Origin of the sequence: Noviherbaspirillum pedocola, assembly GCF_016632335.1 — a bacterium.
Taxonomy (GTDB): Bacteria; Pseudomonadota; Gammaproteobacteria; order Burkholderiales; family Burkholderiaceae_D; genus Noviherbaspirillum_A; species Noviherbaspirillum_A pedocola.
The window spans coordinates 68,152-84,075 of sequence record NZ_JAEPBG010000005.1; the positions used below are offsets into that span (position 1 = coordinate 68,152).

Sequence of the window (15,924 nt, forward strand, 5' to 3'; positions counted from 1 at the left end):
GGTCGGGATGAGCCACGGTTTCGAGTTGAACCCGGCGGAGGCGCCGGCCGCGGCCGGCGCGCCGGCAGCCACCGGCGTGGCCGGCCTGCTGCACCGCCTGAACGGCCTCTTGATCGCGATCTCGATGATCGCGATGGTGGTCACCGCGCTGCTGTTGACCTACTCGGTCATCAGCCGCTATTTCTTCCACGCGCCGACCGACTGGCAGGACGAGATGTCGGTCTTCATGCTGGTCGGGGTGACCTTCTTTTCCGCGGCCCATGTGCAGGCACGGCGCGGGCATATCGGCATCGAAGCGGTCGCCGCGATCCTGCCGGCCTCGGTCAACCGGATCCGTCTCTGGCTGGTGGATCTGATCTCCTTCCTCTTCTGCGCCTTCTTCACCTGGAAATCCTGGACGCTGTGCCATGAAGCCTGGGCCGACGGCCAGACCACCTCGTCCACGCTGGCGCCGCCGCTGTGGATTCCGTATTCATTGATGGCCATCGGTATGACGCTGTTGACGCTGCAGATTTTGCTGCAGCTCTTCGCGCGCGAATCGACGGCAAGGAAAGCAGCATGAGCGCGCTCTCTATAGGTTTGCTGTACGGCTTTGTCACGCTGGTAGTGATGTTCTCCGGCATGCCGATCGCCTTTGCGCTGGGCGCGGTCGCCAGCGTCTTCATGTACTTCTTCATGCCGGCGTCCTCGCTGGACACGGTCACGCAGAACGTCTACGAGGAAATGGCCTCGATCACCTTGCTGTCGATACCGCTGTTCATCATGAAGGGCGCGGCCATCGGCAGATCCTCCGCCGGCCGCGATCTGTACAGCGCCATCCATGCCTGGCTGCACCGTGTGCCGGGCGGACTGGGCATTGCCAACGTGTTCGCCTGTGCCCTGTTCGCGGCGATGGCGGGTTCGTCGCCGGCAACCTGTTCCGCGATCGGCTCGGCCGGTATTCCCGAGATGCGCAAGCGCGGTTATTCGCCGGGCTTTGCGGCGGGCATCATCGCCGCCGGCGGCACGCTGGGCATCCTGCTGCCGCCATCGATCACGATGATCCTGTACGCGGTCGCCGCCGAACAATCGCTGGGCCGGCTGTTTTTGGCCGGCATCGGCCCCGGCCTCCTGCTGGTGCTGATGTTCGCCGGCTATGCGGTCTACCGCGCCCGCGCTGAATACTCGGAAGCCAAGCGCGTTTATGAAGGCGGCGGCGCGAAATCGGCCTATCTCGAAGACGAGCATTTCACGCTGTCGGAGAAGGTATCGATGCTGCCGCGGGTGCTGCCGTTCATCGTGCTGCTGATCGGCGTGATGATCGCGCTCTACGGCGGCTATGCCACGCCGTCCGAAACCGCGGGCCTGGGCGGCCTGCTGGCCTTGGTGCTGATCGCCATCGTCTACCGCATCTGGAAACCGAAGGATGTCGCGCCCATCCTCGGCGCGACCATTCGTGAATCGACGATGCTGCTGATGATCATCGGCATGTCGCTGCTGTACTCCTATGTGATGAGCTATCTGCAGATCAGCCAGAACGCCGCGCAATGGGTGGTCGATTTGCATCTGTCGAAATGGCTGCTGCTGGCGATGATCCTGGGCATGGTGATCGTGCTCGGTTTCTTCCTGCCGCCGGTGTCGATCATCCTGATGACCGCGCCCATCATCCTGCCGCCGCTGAAGGCTGCCGGCTTCGATCTGATCTGGTTCGGCGTGGTGATGACCATCGTCATGGAGATGGGCCTGATCCATCCGCCGGTGGGGCTGAACATCTTCGTCATCAAGAACATCGCGCCGGACATACCGCTGCGCGACGTGATCGTCGGGGTGATGCCTTTCGTGGCGCTGATGTTCGTCGCGGTGTTCCTGTTGTGCGTGTTCCCGCAGATCGCCACCACCTTTCCCGACATGGTGATGGGAGCCGGTAAATGACGGCGGCAAACCGGGTCTGGAACCGCCTGCAAACCGACCGGCGCGAGCGCCTGGCGCAAGCCGCACAGGCACTGGGGACGGACCTTGCCGGCAAGCTGCTGCCGTCCTCGCGCATCGCTGATCTGCTGCATGCGGTGTTGCGGCCCGGCGACCGGGTCTGCCTCGAAGGCAACAACCAGAAGCAGGCCGACTTTCTCGGCATGGCGCTGGCCGGACTCGATCCGCAGCGGGTGCATGATCTGCACATGCTGCAATCGGTGCTGGCGCTGCCCGAGCATCTGGATGTGTTCGATCGCGGCATCGCCTCGAAGCTGGACTTTTCCTTTTCGGGGCCGCAGGCCGCGCGTCTGGCGCGCCTCGTCAGTGCGGGCAAGATACAGATCGGCGCGATCCATACCTACCTCGAACTCTTCGGTCGTTACTTCATCGACCTGCCGCCGCGCGTGTCGCTGATCGCGGCGCAGGCGGCGGACCGGCACGGCAACCTGTACACCGGCCCGAATACCGAGGACACGCCGGCCATCGTCGAAGCCACCGCGTTCCGCAGCGGCATCGTCATCGCCCAGGTCAATGAAATCGTCGACGAGCTGCCGCGCGTGGACATCCCGGCGGACTGGGTCGACTTCGCGGTGCGCTCGCCGCGGCCGCATTACATCGAGCCTTTGTTCACGCGCGATCCGGCGCTGATTTCCGAGATCCAGGTGCTCATGGCGATGATGGCCATCAAGGGCATCTACGCCGAATACGAAATCGAGCGGCTGAACCATGGCATCGGCTTCGATACCGCGGCCATCGAACTGCTGCTGCCGACCTATGCCGAGTCCCTGGGCCTGAAGGGCAGGATTGCGCGGCACTGGGCATTGAATCCGCATCCGGCGCTGATCCCGGCCATTGAAGCCGGCTTTGTCGAATCGATCCATTCCTTCGGCTCGGAGCTCGGCATGGAACGCTACGTCGAAGCCCGCTCGGACGTGTTCTACGTCGGCCCCGACGGCACCATGCGCAGCAACCGCGCCTTCTGCCAGGCTGCCGGCCACTATGCCTGCGACATGTTCATCGGCTCGACGCTGCAGATCGACCTGCAGGGCAATTCCTCGACCGCGACCCTGGGCCGCATTTCCGGCTTCGGCGGCGCGCCGAACATGGGCGCGGATGCACGCGGCCGGCGCCATGCCAGTCCCGCGTGGTTGAAGGCCGGACGCGAAGCCGGCAACGCTGGCATGCCGCGCGGCCGCAAGCTGGTGGTGCAGATGGTGGAAACCTTCCGCGAGCACATGGAGCCGGCCTTCGTCGAGCGGCTCGACGCCTGGCGCCTGGCCGAAACCTCGGGCATGGCGCTGCCGCCGGTGATGATTTATGGCGACGATGTGTCCCACATCCTGACCGAGGAAGGCATCGCCAACCTGCTGTTGTGCCGCAACGAAGAAGAACGCGAGCAGGCCATCCGCGGCGTGGCCGGTTACACCGCCGTGGGACTGGCGCGCGACAAGCGCATGGTGGAAAACCTGCGCGACCGCGGCGTAATCCGCCGCGCCGAAGACCTGGGCATCGACAAGCGTCTGGCCACGCGCGATCTGCTGGCCGCGCGCACGATGAAGGACCTGGTGCGCGCATCAGGCGGCCTGTACGAACCGCCGCGGCGCTTCCGCAACTGGTAAGGGAAAAGCATGCAGAGATTGTCCTTCCGCTTCGATGGCGGCAACCGCAACGCGGCCGGCCGCGCCGCGCAACTGGTCGGCGTGGTCGCTTCCGGCAACCTGGAAGTGCTGATCGAGCCGGTAGCGCTTTCCGGCGCCTGCGAGGTCGATATCCAGACCGCGGCCGTTGGTTTCGACGCGATCTGGGCCGCGGTGCTGGCCGACTTCCATGAGCGCTGGCACCTCGCCGATCTGCGCATCTCGATCAACGATGTCGGCGCGACGCCGGCCGTGGTCAGCCTGCGCCTGGACCAGGCGGCAGAAACGATACTTGGAGAGGTCTCTTGAACAGCTACTTCGAACGCAACGCGCGCGAGCGGCTGCGCGGCCTGCTCGACGATGGCCGCGTCGATGAATTCCTGCCGCCGACGCGCAGGGTGACCAGTCCGCACCTGCCGCAGCTCGACAGTCCGGTGGCCTTCGATGACGGCGTCATCGTTGGGCGCGGCCATTTGGCTGGCCGCCCGGTGCTGGCCGCGGCGCAGGAAGGCAGCTTCAACGGCGGCGCGGTCGGCGAAGTGCATGGCGCCAAGCTCGTCGGCCTGCTGCAGCGCGCGCGGCGCGAACGGCCGGCGGCGGTGCTGCTGCTGCTCGACACCGGCGGCGTGCGGCTGCATGAAGCCAATGCCGGGCTGATCGCGGTATCCGAAGTCATGCGCGCGATCCTGGAAGCGCGCAACGACGGCATCCCGGTGATCGTACTGATCGGCGGCGCCAACGGCTGCTTCGGCGGCATGGGCATTGCCGCCTGCTGCGCCAGCAGCGTGATCATGTCCGAGGAAGGACGGCTCGGCCTGTCCGGGCCGGAAGTCATCGAGACCGCGCACGGCGTCGAGGAATACGATGCCCGCGACCGGGCGCTGGTCTGGCGCACCTGCGGCGGCAAGCACCGCTATCTGCTCGGCGACTGCCAGCGCCTGGTGCCCGACAGCATCGATGCCTTCCGCGCGGCCGCGCTTGAAGCCATCGCCGACGGCGCCGCGCCGATTAGCCTCGAAGGCTTGCGGCGCGAGCACGCGATGCTGAAGCGCCGCATGGAACTGGCCGAAGCCTGCCGTGATCCGCAGGAATTGTGGACGCGACTGGGCGTGGCCAACGCGGCCGCGCTGCCGATGCTGGAGGCCGACGCCTTCATCGCCGCCACCGACGACGCGAGGAGACAGGCATGGGCATGAACTGGCGCGAGCTGGCGGCGCAACTGTTCGGCGCTGACCATGACATCGCGGAAAACGAGGCGGTGCTGACCGGCACTGCGCGCCTGGACGGGCAGGACATCGCCATCGTCGGCACCACCGAGCATGTGGCCGTTGGCGTGGAAACCGCCCTGGCGCAGGCCGGCTTCATACTCGACACCATCGCCGCGCATCCGGGGCGACCGATCCTGATTCTGGTGGACACGCAAGGCCAGCGTCTGCGGCATCGCGACGAGATGCTCGGCATCAATCGCTACATGGCGCACCTGGGCAAATCAATCGAGCTGGCGCGCATGTCGGGCCATCGCGTGATCGGCCTGGTGTACGACCAGGCGCTGTCCGGCGGCTTCATCACCAGCGGCCTGATGGCCGACGCCTGCCATGCGCTGCCCGACGCCAGCATCCGCGTCATGGGCTTGCCGGCAATGGCGCGCATCACCAAGGTTTCCGAGGATCGGCTCACCGAGCTGGCGCAGAGCAACCCGGTCTTTGCGCCCGGCGCGGAAAACTATCTGGCCATGGGTGGCGTGGCCTCGCTGTGGCGCGGCGATCTGGCCGCCTGCCTGCGCGAAGCGCTGGGCGGCGAAGCCGGCCCGGCGCGCGATCTGCGCAGCCAGCTCGGCGCCGAACGCGGCGGCCGGCGCCTTGCCGCGAATGTGGCTGCCGCCGTGGCCAGCGACGATGACACTGCGCCGGCATAGCCTGGTCTGGATCACGCCCGCCGGCTGGCGCGCACTGGAAGCGCGCGAACCGGCCTGGGCCGAAGAACTTGCCGCATGGGCCAGGGCCGAAAGACCGCTGGTGGCGCGCCGGCATGATGCCGATGCAGCGAGCGGCGTAGTCTGCCTCGGCCTGCCGCTGCCGCCGCATCCGACGCTGGGCAAACGCCGCATTGCGCTGCGCGTGCCGGCAGCGGCGATGGAGCGCGTCGAGGAAGCGCTGCTGCTGAACGCGGTTTGCGCAAGCGCGCCCGAAGCATGGCAACTGCCGCTGGCGCAATTGCAGTCGGATGCGGCTGGCGCCGGCATCGCGCTGCGCGTCTTCGGTTCATTCGCCTGGCAGGCGCTGACCGGGCTCGATTACCTGTCCGAGACTTCCGATATCGATCTGCTGTTTGCGCCCGGCGATGCCGCGGCGCTGCAGCGCGGCCTGGAACTGCTCACAACGCATGCGCGCGCTCTGCCGCTGGATGGCGAAATCCTGTTTCCATCCGGCCGCGCGGTGTCGTGGAAGGAATGGCTGCTGGCCGATACCTGCGCCGCCGGCACCCGCGTGCTGGTCAAGCATGAACACGGCGTGGCTTTGGAGCCGACAGGCGCGCTGATGGACGAGCTTAGCCGTGGAGGCGTGCAATGAGCGCAACCGTGCTGCTTGCCGCGGAAAACGAGAGTCGCCTCGATGCCGCGACGCGTCGCTTCTGCCTGCGCGTGGCGCGCGCCGCGCTGCGCAGCCTGTACGACGAACTGAGCCTGTATCCGAAACCGGGCCTGGTATCGCTGGTCGACAACGGCAGCCATGCCGACATGGATGCCGGCACCTTCATGAAAAGCCTGTTCTCGCTGCGGCATTACTTCGCGCGCATCACTGCGGCGGGACACGCCGGCGGCGGCTTCGACGAATTGAAGCGCCTGGGCGCGCAAGCCGAGGCGCGCATGCTGGCGGCCACCGGCGGCGTCAATACCCATCGCGGCGCGATCTTTTGCCTGGGCCTCTTGTGCGCGGCTGCCGGCGACTGCCGCCGCCGCGGCATCGCCATCGATGCCTGGACGCTGCGCGCAGCGCTGACCATGCGTTGGGGCGCAGACCTGGCCGCGCATGCCCGCGCGCCGGGCGCCTCGCACGGCCAGCGCATGGCGGCGCTGCATGCGGCCGGCGGCGCGCGCGAGGAGGGCGCGCTCGGCTTGCCCTCGGTATTCGGCCTGGCCTTTCCGGCGCTGCGGCGCACGCTTGCCGCCGGGCGCGGCTGGCGCCAGGCGCGCATCGATGGGCTGTTCGCGCTCATGGCCGGCGTGGCCGATACCAATGTCTACTACCGTGGCGGCGCGGCCGGCGCGGCGCTGGTGCGCGGCCTGGCGCAGCGCTTCGTCGCGCGCGGCGGCACGGCGCGGCCGGAATGGCTGCGCGAAGCCATCCGCTGTCATCGCCTGCTCTCGCGCCGGCGCCTGTCGCCCGGCGGCGCCGCCGACCTGCTCGCCGCGGCCTGCCTGGTGCAGCGTCTGTGCGAAGCCGAGGGCGAGGCATGAGCGCTCGCATTGCGCTGCTGTGCCCTGGGCAGGGCGCGCAGCATGCCGACATGTTTTCGATACTGGGCGGCGCAGCATCCGATGCCCATGGCCTGGGCGATGTGCTCGGCATGGCGCCGTCGAAGGCCGTGGCCGATCCCGTCGTGCTGTTCTCGAATCGCCATGCGCAGCCGCTGCTGGTAGCGGCGACGCTGGCGGCCTGGGAGCGCGTTGCCGATGCGATGCCGCTGCCAGTAGTCGCGGCCGGCTACAGCATCGGCGAGCTGTCGGCGCATGCGGTTGCCGGCGCGATCGAAGGCCATGCGGCGCTTGCCCTGGCCGCGCGACGCGCGGCGCTGATGGATGCCGCCATCGATCCCGGCGCGCCGCAGGCGTTGATGGCGGTGACGGGCCTGCGCATGGCGGCGCTGCTGCCGCTGCTGGAGGCGCATGGCCTCTTTCCGGCCATCGTCAATGGTGATGATGCGGCCATCGTCGGCGGTCGCCGGCGTGACCTCGCTGCGGTCCAATCGGCGCTGGCGTCCACGCATGCGCATGTCACGCCCTTGCCGGTCGAAGTCGCCTCGCACACGCCGCTGCTGCGCCCGGCCGCTGACGCCTTTCGCGATGCGCTGGATGGCATCGCCTTCGGGCAATGGCGTTTCCCGGTGCTGGCCGGCATCGATGCGAGCCCGGTCGCCTCGGCAGACGCGGCGCGCGCAGCCCTGGCGCGTCAACTCGCCGAGACCATACGCTGGGTCGACTGCATGGATGCGCTGGCCGAGTCCGGCATCGCGGCCGCCATCGAGCTGGGTCCCGGCGCCGGGCTGGCGCGCATGTTCGCGGCACGCCATCCTGAAATTGCCTGCCGTTCGATCGCGGATTTCCGCACGCTGGACGGTCTGCTGAGTTGGTTGGAACGACAGCTTTGAGCGCATCCCGGCATGCCGCGAGGCACGTTTTCGCCGCTGATTTATGCCGGCGTAAGAAGTCGGGACCGACGGGCTGTTATAACTGCCGAGTGATTCTTACTCTTCCTCATCATGGCTACTGGCAGCAGCAACGACGATCTCGACAAACAGGCAACGGACGATCAGGGCGGTAGCGCCGGCAAGCCGGCCGCTGGTGAAGTGGAAGGCAACAGCTATCATCCGCTCGGCAATCCCGGCGAGCGCCACTGGCAGGCCAGCACCATCGAGGACCCTAGTCTCGACAAGCGCGACAACCTCTATTTCGCCGCCATCGAAATGACGCGCATGCCGATGGTGATGACCGACGCCAATGCGCCGGACAATCCGATCGTCTTCGTCAACCGCGCCTTTCTCGACCTGACCGGCTACGAGGAGGACCAGGTCCTGAACCGCAATTGCCGCTTCCTGCAGGGCCCGGACACCGATCCGGATGCCGTGGCCGAAATGCGCGCGGCAATCGCCGAGATGCGCGCGGTCTCGGTCGACATCCTGAATTACAAGGCCGATGGCACGCCGTTCTGGAATGCGGTGTTCATGGGCCCCGTCTTCGATCGCGATGGCAATCCGCTGTACTGGTTTTCATCCCAGGTCGACATTACCCAGCGCCGGGCCTCCGAGGGTGCATTCCGGCAGGCGCAGAAGATGGAGGCGGTCGGCCAGCTCGCCGCCGGCATGGCGCATGACTTCAACAATCTGCTGCAGGTCATGAGCGGCAATCTCGAAATGGCGGCCGGCATGGCGCAGGACCATCCGCAACTGCTGCGCCTGATCGGCAATGCGCAGAAAGCCGCGAAAAAGGGCAGCCGGCTCACGCAGCAGCTGCTGAGCTTCGCGCGCAAACAGCGGCTCGATCCGCATCGGATCAATCTGAACACGCTGCTGGTGCAGTTCTCCGAAATGCTGGTGCGCACGCTCGGCAGCCGCGTCGAGGTGCGGCTCGATCTCATGCCGGGGCTGCCGCATTGCCTGCTCGATGCGACGCACATGGAAATGGCCTTGCTCAATGTGCTGATCAACGCGCGTGACGCCATGCCTGAAGGCGGCACGATCACGGTGGGCACTTGCATCATCAGCGACGCCCAGCGTCTGGCGGCGCACGGCCTGCCGCCGGGCAGTTATGTGGCGCTGTACGTCGTTGATCAGGGTGCCGGCATGCCGGCCGAGGTGCTGCGCCGCGCCACCGAACCCTTCTTCACGACCAAGGCGCCCGGCACCGGCCTTGGCCTGGCGATGGTGCACGGCTTCGCGCAGCAGTCGCATGGACGGCTGGAGATCGACAGCCAGCCCGGGCGCGGCACCACGGTGCGCATGCTGTTTCCGCCGGCCGGCGAAGCGGATTGGCCGACGCAACGCATGCAGGCGCCAGGCGTGGTCACCAGCGCAGCCAGGCGCGCGGGGCAACGCATTCTGCTGGTCGAGGACAGCGACGATGTGCGCCAGATTGCGCAGGACAGCCTCGAGGCAATGGGATACGAGGTGCTGGCAGCCGACAGCGGCGAGGAAGCGCTTGGCCTCCTGGAGCGCCGAGGACCGGTCGATCTGCTGTTCACCGACGTCATCATGCCGGGCGGTATCAACGGCCTGGTGCTGGCCGAACGCGCGCGGCAGCATCAACCCGGCCTGCCAGTGCTGCTGGCCACCGGTGTCATCGATGCATCGCTGCAGGAAGGCGCGAGCGCTTCGAGCATGCATATCCTGGGTAAGCCGTATCGGCGCGGTGAATTGGCCGAGCGGGTGAGGGCGGTGCTGGACGGGAAGGCCGAGTGAAGTCGCAGAGAGGGGCGGGCGCTCGCGGGGCGCAAGTTGGGCTTACCAGCCCAACCTACGGGATCTCGTAGGTTGGGCTGACGAAGGAAGCCCAACGAATTCGCGCTCCGCGGGCGTTCAATGTCGGGCTGTCAAGGCCGCCCTTTCAAGGAGCAGTTGCCGTTGCAGTGCCTTTGCCTCTGTCTTTGCCGTTGCCGTTGCCTTTAACCCCCGTTGATTGCGCCGTGTCGCCGAACCCTGAAGCGGGGCGCGGCTAAACTCGCTACGCTGCGCTTCGCTCAGACAGACGCCGCACCTTATCCGCTTCAGGGCCCGGCGCCACGGCGCGATCAACGGGATTAAAAGCAACTGCAACGGCAACAGCAACGGCAACGGCAACGGCAACGGCAAAAGCAACGGCAACTGCAAATCAAAGGCAACGGCAAAGGCAAAGGCAACGGCTAATACGTTGCGCCACTGCAGGGTAGTGCCATTACACACAATGCAGCAGTTACCGCGCAGGGACCTTGAAAGGGCTGGCTTGTCAGCCCATCGGTTGATGATCGCTTTCCCCGCGCTGCGACGACTGCAGTTTCGCCTGCCACGCAATGTCTCTCACGCCTTCCTGCGGTTGACCTCGCCTTGCGCCCCGGTCGCCGCCTGCATCAGATACCCCTCGAACTCCGCCAGCGGCGCAGGACGCGCCAGCAGATAGCCCTGCGCCTCGTCGCAGGCAACATTGCGCAGGAACTGCAGCACCTCGCCGGTCTCCACGCCCTCGGCCACCACCGACAGCTTCAGCGCATGCGCCATGTCGACGAACGCCTTCACGAACTCGAAACTGGACACGCCCGATTCCTGCTGCATCACGAAACTGCGGTCCAGCTTCAGCACATCGAGCGGGAAACGGCGCAGGTAGGCCAGCGCCGAATAACCGGTGCCGAAGTCATCGACCGCCAGTTGAATGCCGAGCGCCTTCAGTTCGCGCAGCATCGCCGCCGAGCGTTCCACATCTTCAATCAAGGCGCTCTCGGTCAATTCGAGTTCCAGCAGCGACGGCGGCAGCCGCGTCTCGGCCAGCACCGCGCGCACCTGCTGCACCAGGTCGCCGCAGCGCAGCTGCCGCGCCGACAGGTTCACCGACAGCCGCAGCGGACGGCCGACGCGGCCCATCAGGCGCCGGGTCTGCTCGCAGGCTTCGCGCAGCACCCAGTGGCCGATCGCCTCGATATGTCCGCGCTCTTCGGCCAGCGGTATGAACTGCATCGGCGGCACGCGTCCCAGTTCCGGGTGGTTCCAGCGGATCAGGGCTTCCATGCCGACGATGGACATGGTCTTCAGATCCATGCGCGGCTGGTAATGCAGCTCGAATTCGCCGCGGTCCAGCGCGCGGCGCAGCGACAGTTCCAGCGTCATGCGCGTGCGCGCGGCGAGCGTCATCTCGGCGTCGAAGAAGCAGTAGCCGTTGCGGCCCGCCGCCTTGGCGCGGTACATCGCGGTGTCGGCGCTCTGCAGCAGGCTTTGCTTGGCGCTGCCGTCTTCCGGATACATCGCTATGCCGATCGAGGCGCCGACCAGCACTTCGACGCCGGCAATGTCGATCGGCGCGGCCAGGGTGGCGACCAGCTTCTGCGCCACGGCCCGCGCCGATTCGCGCCGCATCGCGCAATGGGCGATCACGACGAATTCATCGCCGCCGAGCCGCGCGACCATGTCGCCTTCGCGCACCGCCGATTGCAGCCGCCGCGCGGCCTCGCGCAGCAACAGGTCGCCCGCCTCGTGGCCGAACGAATCGTTGACTTCCTTGAAGCGGTCGAGGTCGATCATCAAAACCGCCATCGACGCGTCGCGCGGCGCCGAGTCCAGCAGCCCGGCCAGGCGCTCGTGCAGCATGGTGCGGTTCGGCAGGCCGGTGAGGGTGTCGTGGGTGGCAAGCTCGCGCAGGCGCAACTCCACGCCCTTGCGCTCGGTGATGTCGGTGATGAAGCCGGTCAGCGAAGTGGCGAGGCCGTGCTCGTCGCGGCGGATGCTGCCGTTGAACAGCACATGCATCTCGTGGCCGTCGCGATGCAGGATCGTCGCTTCCATGCCGTGCGCCGAAGTCGGACCATGCGGTATCTGCAGCGCGCCTTTCCACGGGCAGGCGGAAAACAGCAGGCTCATGTGCGAACCGATCAGCGCTTCACGCGGATAACCGGACAGCTCGCACAGCGCCGGGTTCACCTCGGTCATGATCGATTCGCCATCCGCGCGCAGATAACCGGAGGGCGTCATCGCCAGGATGTCGCGCAGGTGCTGCTCGCTCTGGCGCAGCGCCCGCTGCGCCTGTTCGCTGGCGGTCATGTCGCGCGCGATGGCCTGCACCAGGGGCTTGCCATCCTCCTCGAAACAGGAAAGATGCACTTCGACCGGGAACGTGCTGCCGGAAGCGTGGCGCGCCACGGTGCGCACCATGCGGCTTTGCCCCGGCTGCAGCTCGGCCAGCATATCGCCGCGGATGTTGAAGACAGCCGCGATGTCACTGACGCGCCGCGCAAGGAGCTCGTGCCGCTCGTAACCGAGATGCGCGCAGGCGCGTTCGTTCGCATCCTGGATGGCGAGCTCGCGGTCAATGATCAGGATGCTGTCGCCGGCATGGTCGAACAGGTTGCGGAAGCGCTTTTCACTGCGCTCGAGCCGGTCCTGCGCCTCGCGCTTGGCGGTGATGTCATGGAAGTACACCGACAGGCCATCCTCGCTCGGATAGATGCGCGTCTCGACCCACCTGGCCGCCGGCGCCCACCAGGCTTCGAAGAACACGGTCTGCCGGGTTTGCATCGCTTCCAGATAGCGCGGAAACACCTCGGACTCGGGCATTTCCGGCGCCACTTCCCAGAGCAGCTTGCCCACGCCTTCTTCCGGCGTGGTGCCGACGAAGGCCGCGGCCTTGCGGTTGGCGTAGGTCACGCGCCATTCGCGGTCCAGCGCGAAGAAGGCGTCGCCCACGCTTTCCAGCATCACGTCCAGCCGGTCGCGCGAGGCCTGCAGTTCGGCGCTGCTGCGGTAGCGCTCGGTCACATCGCGGGCCGTCACATGCAGCACCTTCGCATTGGCCAGCCAGCGCGCGGATACCGACAGCCAGATTTCGCGGCCATCGCTGCGGCGGCCGCGGCATTCGAAGTCGCCGATGATGCCTGCGCCGGCGCGCATCTTGGCATCGACCGCCGCCACGCGTGCGCGCTCGTCCGGTGGCAGTAGCTCGGCATAATGCCGCCCGATCAGCGCTTGCGGCGCATAGCCGAGTATGTCGGCCGCCGCGCCATTGACGCGCAGAAAGGCGCCGTCTTTGTCGAGCAGGGCGATGATGTCAGGCGAGTTTTCCACCAGCGCGCGGTTCTCGTCGGCGAGCTGCGCCAGGCGCCGCGCGGTTTCCATTTCGGCGCTGACGTCGCGGCCCACGCCGCGATAGCCGCGGAAGACACCATCGACGATCATCGGCTCGCCGGAAATGCAGGCATAGCGGCGGCCGCCGCTGGGCGTACGCACCGGATAACGGATGTCGCGGAAAGACGCGCGCGCCGCCAGGCGCGCCTGCAGTTCCTGGAAGCCGGGGTCGCTCTCGTCGCTGACCAGCTCGCCGCGGGTTCGGCCCAGCACGTCCTGCGGGCGCGGACCGCCGGCGCCGCTGTCCCGCACCGGCAGAAAGCTGAAGCGATGCTGCGCATCCGTTTCCCAGTACCAATCGGAAGACAGCGCGATCAGGCTGCGAAAGCGCTCTTCGCGCAGCGCCAGTTCCTCGCGCGCGGCACGCTCGTCGTTGATGTCGCGCAGGACGCCGATGCTGCCTATGCGCTCCCTGCGTTCGGGGTCGAGCAGCGCGCGTGTCTTGATGCTGAACCAGCGATAGTGCCCATTGCTGTGCCGCACGCGGATTTCCAGCGGCGCGCCGACTGCGCCGGAGGTGGTCTGGCGCGCCAGGTCGGCGTCGAGAAGCGCCATGTCCTCGGGGTGCACCAGGTCGCGCGCGGAGCGTCCGATCAGTTCGGTTGGCTCATAACCCAGCACCGGCAGATGCGAAGGCGATGCGTACGTGAAGCTGCCATCGTTCAGGTACTGGCCGACCAGGTCGCTGGTGCTTTCATGCAGCAGCGGCGGATCGGTGGCCTGCAGCAGCGCCGCCATGCGCACGCTGCGTTCGGCCGAGCAGTCGGTGAGCACGCCGCTGTAGCCTTCGAAATTGCCGGCAGCATCGGTGCGCGGCGCGCTGATGCTGCGTACCCAGCGCGGCGCGCCGGCGCTGGTGAGCACCCGGTATTCGATCTGATATTCGGCCAGGCGCTCGCGCGCAGCGGCAAACGTGGACGCCACCCGATCGCGGTCGTCCGGATGGACGTGGTGCAGCCATGCCGACATGGCAGGCAGCTTCTGCCCGGGCAGGCGCGCCACGGCGCTTGGATTCATCCAGACGCAGACGTGATGCGCATCGCTGCGCCAGAGTATGGTCGATGCGTCATCGGCCAGCGCTTGCAACGGCGCTTCTGCCTGCGCCGCGCCGGCCGGCGCTGGGATCGCGGTCAAGCTTTCGTTGTGCTTGGTCATGGGTGCGTCGAGGGCATGGCAGACCACAGTCGCAGTCAGCATGCGGGTTATGCAGGATTGAATGAGTGCCAGGAAACCGACTGCGCCGCGTACGACGCAATGCCGAGGGGCAAATGTAAAGCATTAGCCGCTAATCGGCCACTATTTCCAGCAGGAATCCAAAAAGATGTCGCGTTGCGTGCGGTTTGGCGGACGAAATTGCCGGCATGACAAGAGGCATGAAAGAAGAACGAGCCGGCCTGCTGTACGCAGGCCGGCTCGCGGCGCCCGCCAGGGGCGAGTGCAAAGGGAAGGCTTAGCGGGTGGTGCCGGTGCCCGCGCCCGAGGTGCTGCCCGTGCCCCCGGCGCCGCCCATGCCGCTGCTCGTGCCCATGGAGCCCGTGCCGCCCATGCCTGAACCGCTGCCCATGCCCGTGCCGCTGGAGCCCGAGCCGCTGCTCATGCCCGAGGTGCCGGTGCCGCCGGAGGTCGATCCACCGCTCATGCCGGAGGAGCCGGTGCTGCCGGAGGTCGACCCACCGCTCATGCCGGAGGAACCGGTGCTGCCTGAGGTCGATCCGCCGCTCATATCCGAAGAACCGGTGCCGCCGGAAGTGGAGCCGCTGTTCATGCCGGAGGCGCCGGTGCTGCCGCTCATGCCACCGCCGGTGCCGCCCATGCCGGAGCCGCTGCTCATGCCCGACGCGCCGCCACTCATGCCGGACGAGGAACCACCGCTCATTCCGGCGCCGGAAGAGCCGGCGCCGGTGCTTTGTGCGAAGGAAGCGCCCGCAAGAGCCAGGGCGGAAACGAAAATGGCGATCGAAGTTTTCTTCATGTTTGCTCCTTGTTTATTTATCGGATGAACACGCAGCGCGGAGGCGGGCCCGACTGCTCGAGTCCGCCCCGCGACCGCGAGAGCGCATCCGGTCCGATTGCCTGCATGACGCCGACAGACCGATCACGCTCAAAGGTGCCATGCCAATGTAATGAATTGCGGCGCGCATGAAAGTAGGACGATCGCCCTTCTTTGCGTAGGAAGATCGTCGCAATGGCCCTCAGATATTTGGAGAAAACGGCTTTCCCGGCGTCAGCCTGCAAGAATCATCCGCGCCGCCGGCGTCCGCCGGCCGGCGGTTCGTAGTTCGCGCGCAGATAGTCGCCGAGCCATGCATGGATATCCGGCGGCATCGCCACGCCGCAGGCCGATTCGCCGGAATCGAGCATACGCGTGCCTTCGGCATAACTGACCGAGGCCAGCACCGGCAGCGGCGCATCGTCCTGGACCCGCCACATCACGAACACCTTGGGCTGAGGCGCGATCCAGTTTTCGAAATAGCCGTCGTTTTCATCGGGGAAGAGTTCCAGCGCCGGACCCGAAACCAGGCAGATTTCCGCGTCGCCGTTGCGGCGGCGGAAACGGATAGCCGGCGTTTGCGCATCGGTGTTTTCGGACACGGGCGCGGCGGGCGGCTCGCCGAGCACCGCGACCGCTTCCCAGGCCGGCTCGGCCCAGGGATGGGAGGCGGCGCGACGCTGCATGAGCACCGCGACCGGGAGTCGCGCCATCAGCATGGTGACGGTTCCCGGCGGCGATGCGGCGTGCCCCCCGTCATCATCACGCCGT

General features: G+C 67.0%; 13 protein-coding genes. 10 read left to right on the plus strand and 3 right to left on the minus strand.

Annotated elements, in window-relative coordinates:
- Positions 1–7: 7 nt before the first annotated feature.
- From JJB74_RS13440 to JJB74_RS13485, 10 genes are all read left to right on the plus strand, one after another.
- Positions 8–562, plus strand: a complete 555-nt coding sequence (locus tag JJB74_RS13440; protein ID WP_200592402.1) for a TRAP transporter small permease — start codon at positions 8–10, stop codon at positions 560–562.
- Positions 559–1,911 (plus strand): TRAP transporter large permease, encoded by a 1,353-nt coding sequence (locus tag JJB74_RS13445; protein ID WP_200592403.1) that lies wholly within the window; start codon positions 559–561, stop codon positions 1,909–1,911. Before JJB74_RS13440 ends, JJB74_RS13445 begins: the two co-directional genes overlap by 4 nt.
- Entirely contained in the window at positions 1,908–3,569 is a 1,662-nt protein-coding gene (gene mdcA, locus JJB74_RS13450; RefSeq protein WP_200592404.1) for a malonate decarboxylase subunit alpha, read from the plus strand. Before JJB74_RS13445 ends, mdcA begins: the two co-directional genes overlap by 4 nt.
- Positions 3,570–3,578: 9 nt before the next feature.
- The gene (gene mdcC, locus JJB74_RS13455) at positions 3,579–3,896 is read left to right on the plus strand and encodes a malonate decarboxylase acyl carrier protein (protein WP_200592405.1); all 318 of its coding nucleotides are present in this window, start codon (positions 3,579–3,581) and stop codon (positions 3,894–3,896) included.
- A complete protein-coding gene (locus tag JJB74_RS13460) occupies positions 3,893–4,783 on the plus strand; it encodes a biotin-independent malonate decarboxylase subunit beta (protein ID WP_200592406.1) in 891 nt (296 codons plus the stop codon). The genes mdcC and JJB74_RS13460 overlap by 4 nt, the downstream gene beginning before the upstream one ends.
- Positions 4,780–5,502, plus strand: a complete 723-nt coding sequence (gene mdcE / locus JJB74_RS13465) for a biotin-independent malonate decarboxylase subunit gamma (RefSeq protein WP_200592680.1) — start codon at positions 4,780–4,782, stop codon at positions 5,500–5,502. Before JJB74_RS13460 ends, mdcE begins: the two co-directional genes overlap by 4 nt.
- Positions 5,483–6,157, plus strand: a complete 675-nt coding sequence (mdcG, locus tag JJB74_RS13470) for a malonate decarboxylase holo-[acyl-carrier-protein] synthase (protein WP_200592407.1) — start codon at positions 5,483–5,485, stop codon at positions 6,155–6,157. Before mdcE ends, mdcG begins: the two co-directional genes overlap by 20 nt.
- Positions 6,154–7,044, plus strand: coding sequence for a triphosphoribosyl-dephospho-CoA synthase (locus JJB74_RS13475; protein ID WP_200592408.1), 891 nt, complete (start codon positions 6,154–6,156; stop codon positions 7,042–7,044). Before mdcG ends, JJB74_RS13475 begins: the two co-directional genes overlap by 4 nt.
- Positions 7,041–7,955, plus strand: coding sequence for an acyltransferase domain-containing protein (locus tag JJB74_RS13480; RefSeq protein ID WP_200592409.1), 915 nt, complete (start codon positions 7,041–7,043; stop codon positions 7,953–7,955). Before JJB74_RS13475 ends, JJB74_RS13480 begins: the two co-directional genes overlap by 4 nt.
- 111 nt (positions 7,956–8,066) lie before the next feature.
- A complete protein-coding gene (locus JJB74_RS13485) occupies positions 8,067–9,761 on the plus strand; it encodes a histidine kinase famiy protein (protein WP_200592410.1) in 1,695 nt (564 codons plus the stop codon).
- A gap of 594 nt (positions 9,762–10,355) precedes the next feature.
- Here JJB74_RS13485 and JJB74_RS13490 read toward each other — a convergent pair.
- The 3 genes from JJB74_RS13490 to JJB74_RS13500 all read right to left on the minus strand — a co-directional run bounded on the left by JJB74_RS13490 (position 10,356) and on the right by JJB74_RS13500 (position 15,872).
- A complete protein-coding gene (locus tag JJB74_RS13490) occupies positions 10,356–14,360 on the minus strand; it encodes a sensor domain-containing protein (RefSeq protein WP_200592411.1) in 4,005 nt (1,334 codons plus the stop codon).
- A gap of 253 nt (positions 14,361–14,613) precedes the next feature.
- Positions 14,614–15,135, minus strand: coding sequence for a hypothetical protein (locus JJB74_RS13495; protein ID WP_200592412.1), 522 nt, complete (start codon positions 15,133–15,135; stop codon positions 14,614–14,616).
- 266 nt (positions 15,136–15,401) lie between these two features.
- A complete protein-coding gene (locus JJB74_RS13500) occupies positions 15,402–15,872 on the minus strand; it encodes a DUF3305 domain-containing protein (RefSeq protein ID WP_200592413.1) in 471 nt (156 codons plus the stop codon).
- Positions 15,873–15,924: the final 52 nt, after the last annotated feature.

Excerpts from the sequence above, each read along its gene's own strand:
- JJB74_RS13440 (WP_200592402.1), top strand. The coding sequence starts at position 8 with ATGAGCCACGGTTTCGAGTTGAACCCGGCGGAGGCGCCGGCCGCGGCC.
- JJB74_RS13445 (WP_200592403.1), top strand. The coding sequence starts at position 559 with ATGAGCGCGCTCTCTATAGGTTTGCTGTACGGCTTTGTCACGCTGGTA.
- mdcA (WP_200592404.1), top strand. The coding sequence starts at position 1,908 with ATGACGGCGGCAAACCGGGTCTGGAACCGCCTGCAAACCGACCGGCGC.
- mdcC (WP_200592405.1), top strand. The coding sequence starts at position 3,579 with ATGCAGAGATTGTCCTTCCGCTTCGATGGCGGCAACCGCAACGCGGCC.
- mdcE (WP_200592680.1), top strand. The coding sequence starts at position 4,780 with ATGAACTGGCGCGAGCTGGCGGCGCAACTGTTCGGCGCTGACCATGAC.
- mdcG (WP_200592407.1), top strand. The coding sequence starts at position 5,483 with ATGACACTGCGCCGGCATAGCCTGGTCTGGATCACGCCCGCCGGCTGG.
- JJB74_RS13475 (WP_200592408.1), top strand. The coding sequence starts at position 6,154 with ATGAGCGCAACCGTGCTGCTTGCCGCGGAAAACGAGAGTCGCCTCGAT.
- JJB74_RS13480 (WP_200592409.1), top strand. The coding sequence starts at position 7,041 with ATGAGCGCTCGCATTGCGCTGCTGTGCCCTGGGCAGGGCGCGCAGCAT.
- JJB74_RS13485 (WP_200592410.1), top strand. The coding sequence starts at position 8,067 with ATGGCTACTGGCAGCAGCAACGACGATCTCGACAAACAGGCAACGGAC.
- JJB74_RS13490 (WP_200592411.1), bottom strand. The coding sequence starts at position 14,360 with ATGCTGACTGCGACTGTGGTCTGCCATGCCCTCGACGCACCCATGACC.
- JJB74_RS13495 (WP_200592412.1), bottom strand. The coding sequence starts at position 15,135 with ATGAAGAAAACTTCGATCGCCATTTTCGTTTCCGCCCTGGCTCTTGCG.
- JJB74_RS13500 (WP_200592413.1), bottom strand. The coding sequence starts at position 15,872 with ATGCTGATGGCGCGACTCCCGGTCGCGGTGCTCATGCAGCGTCGCGCC.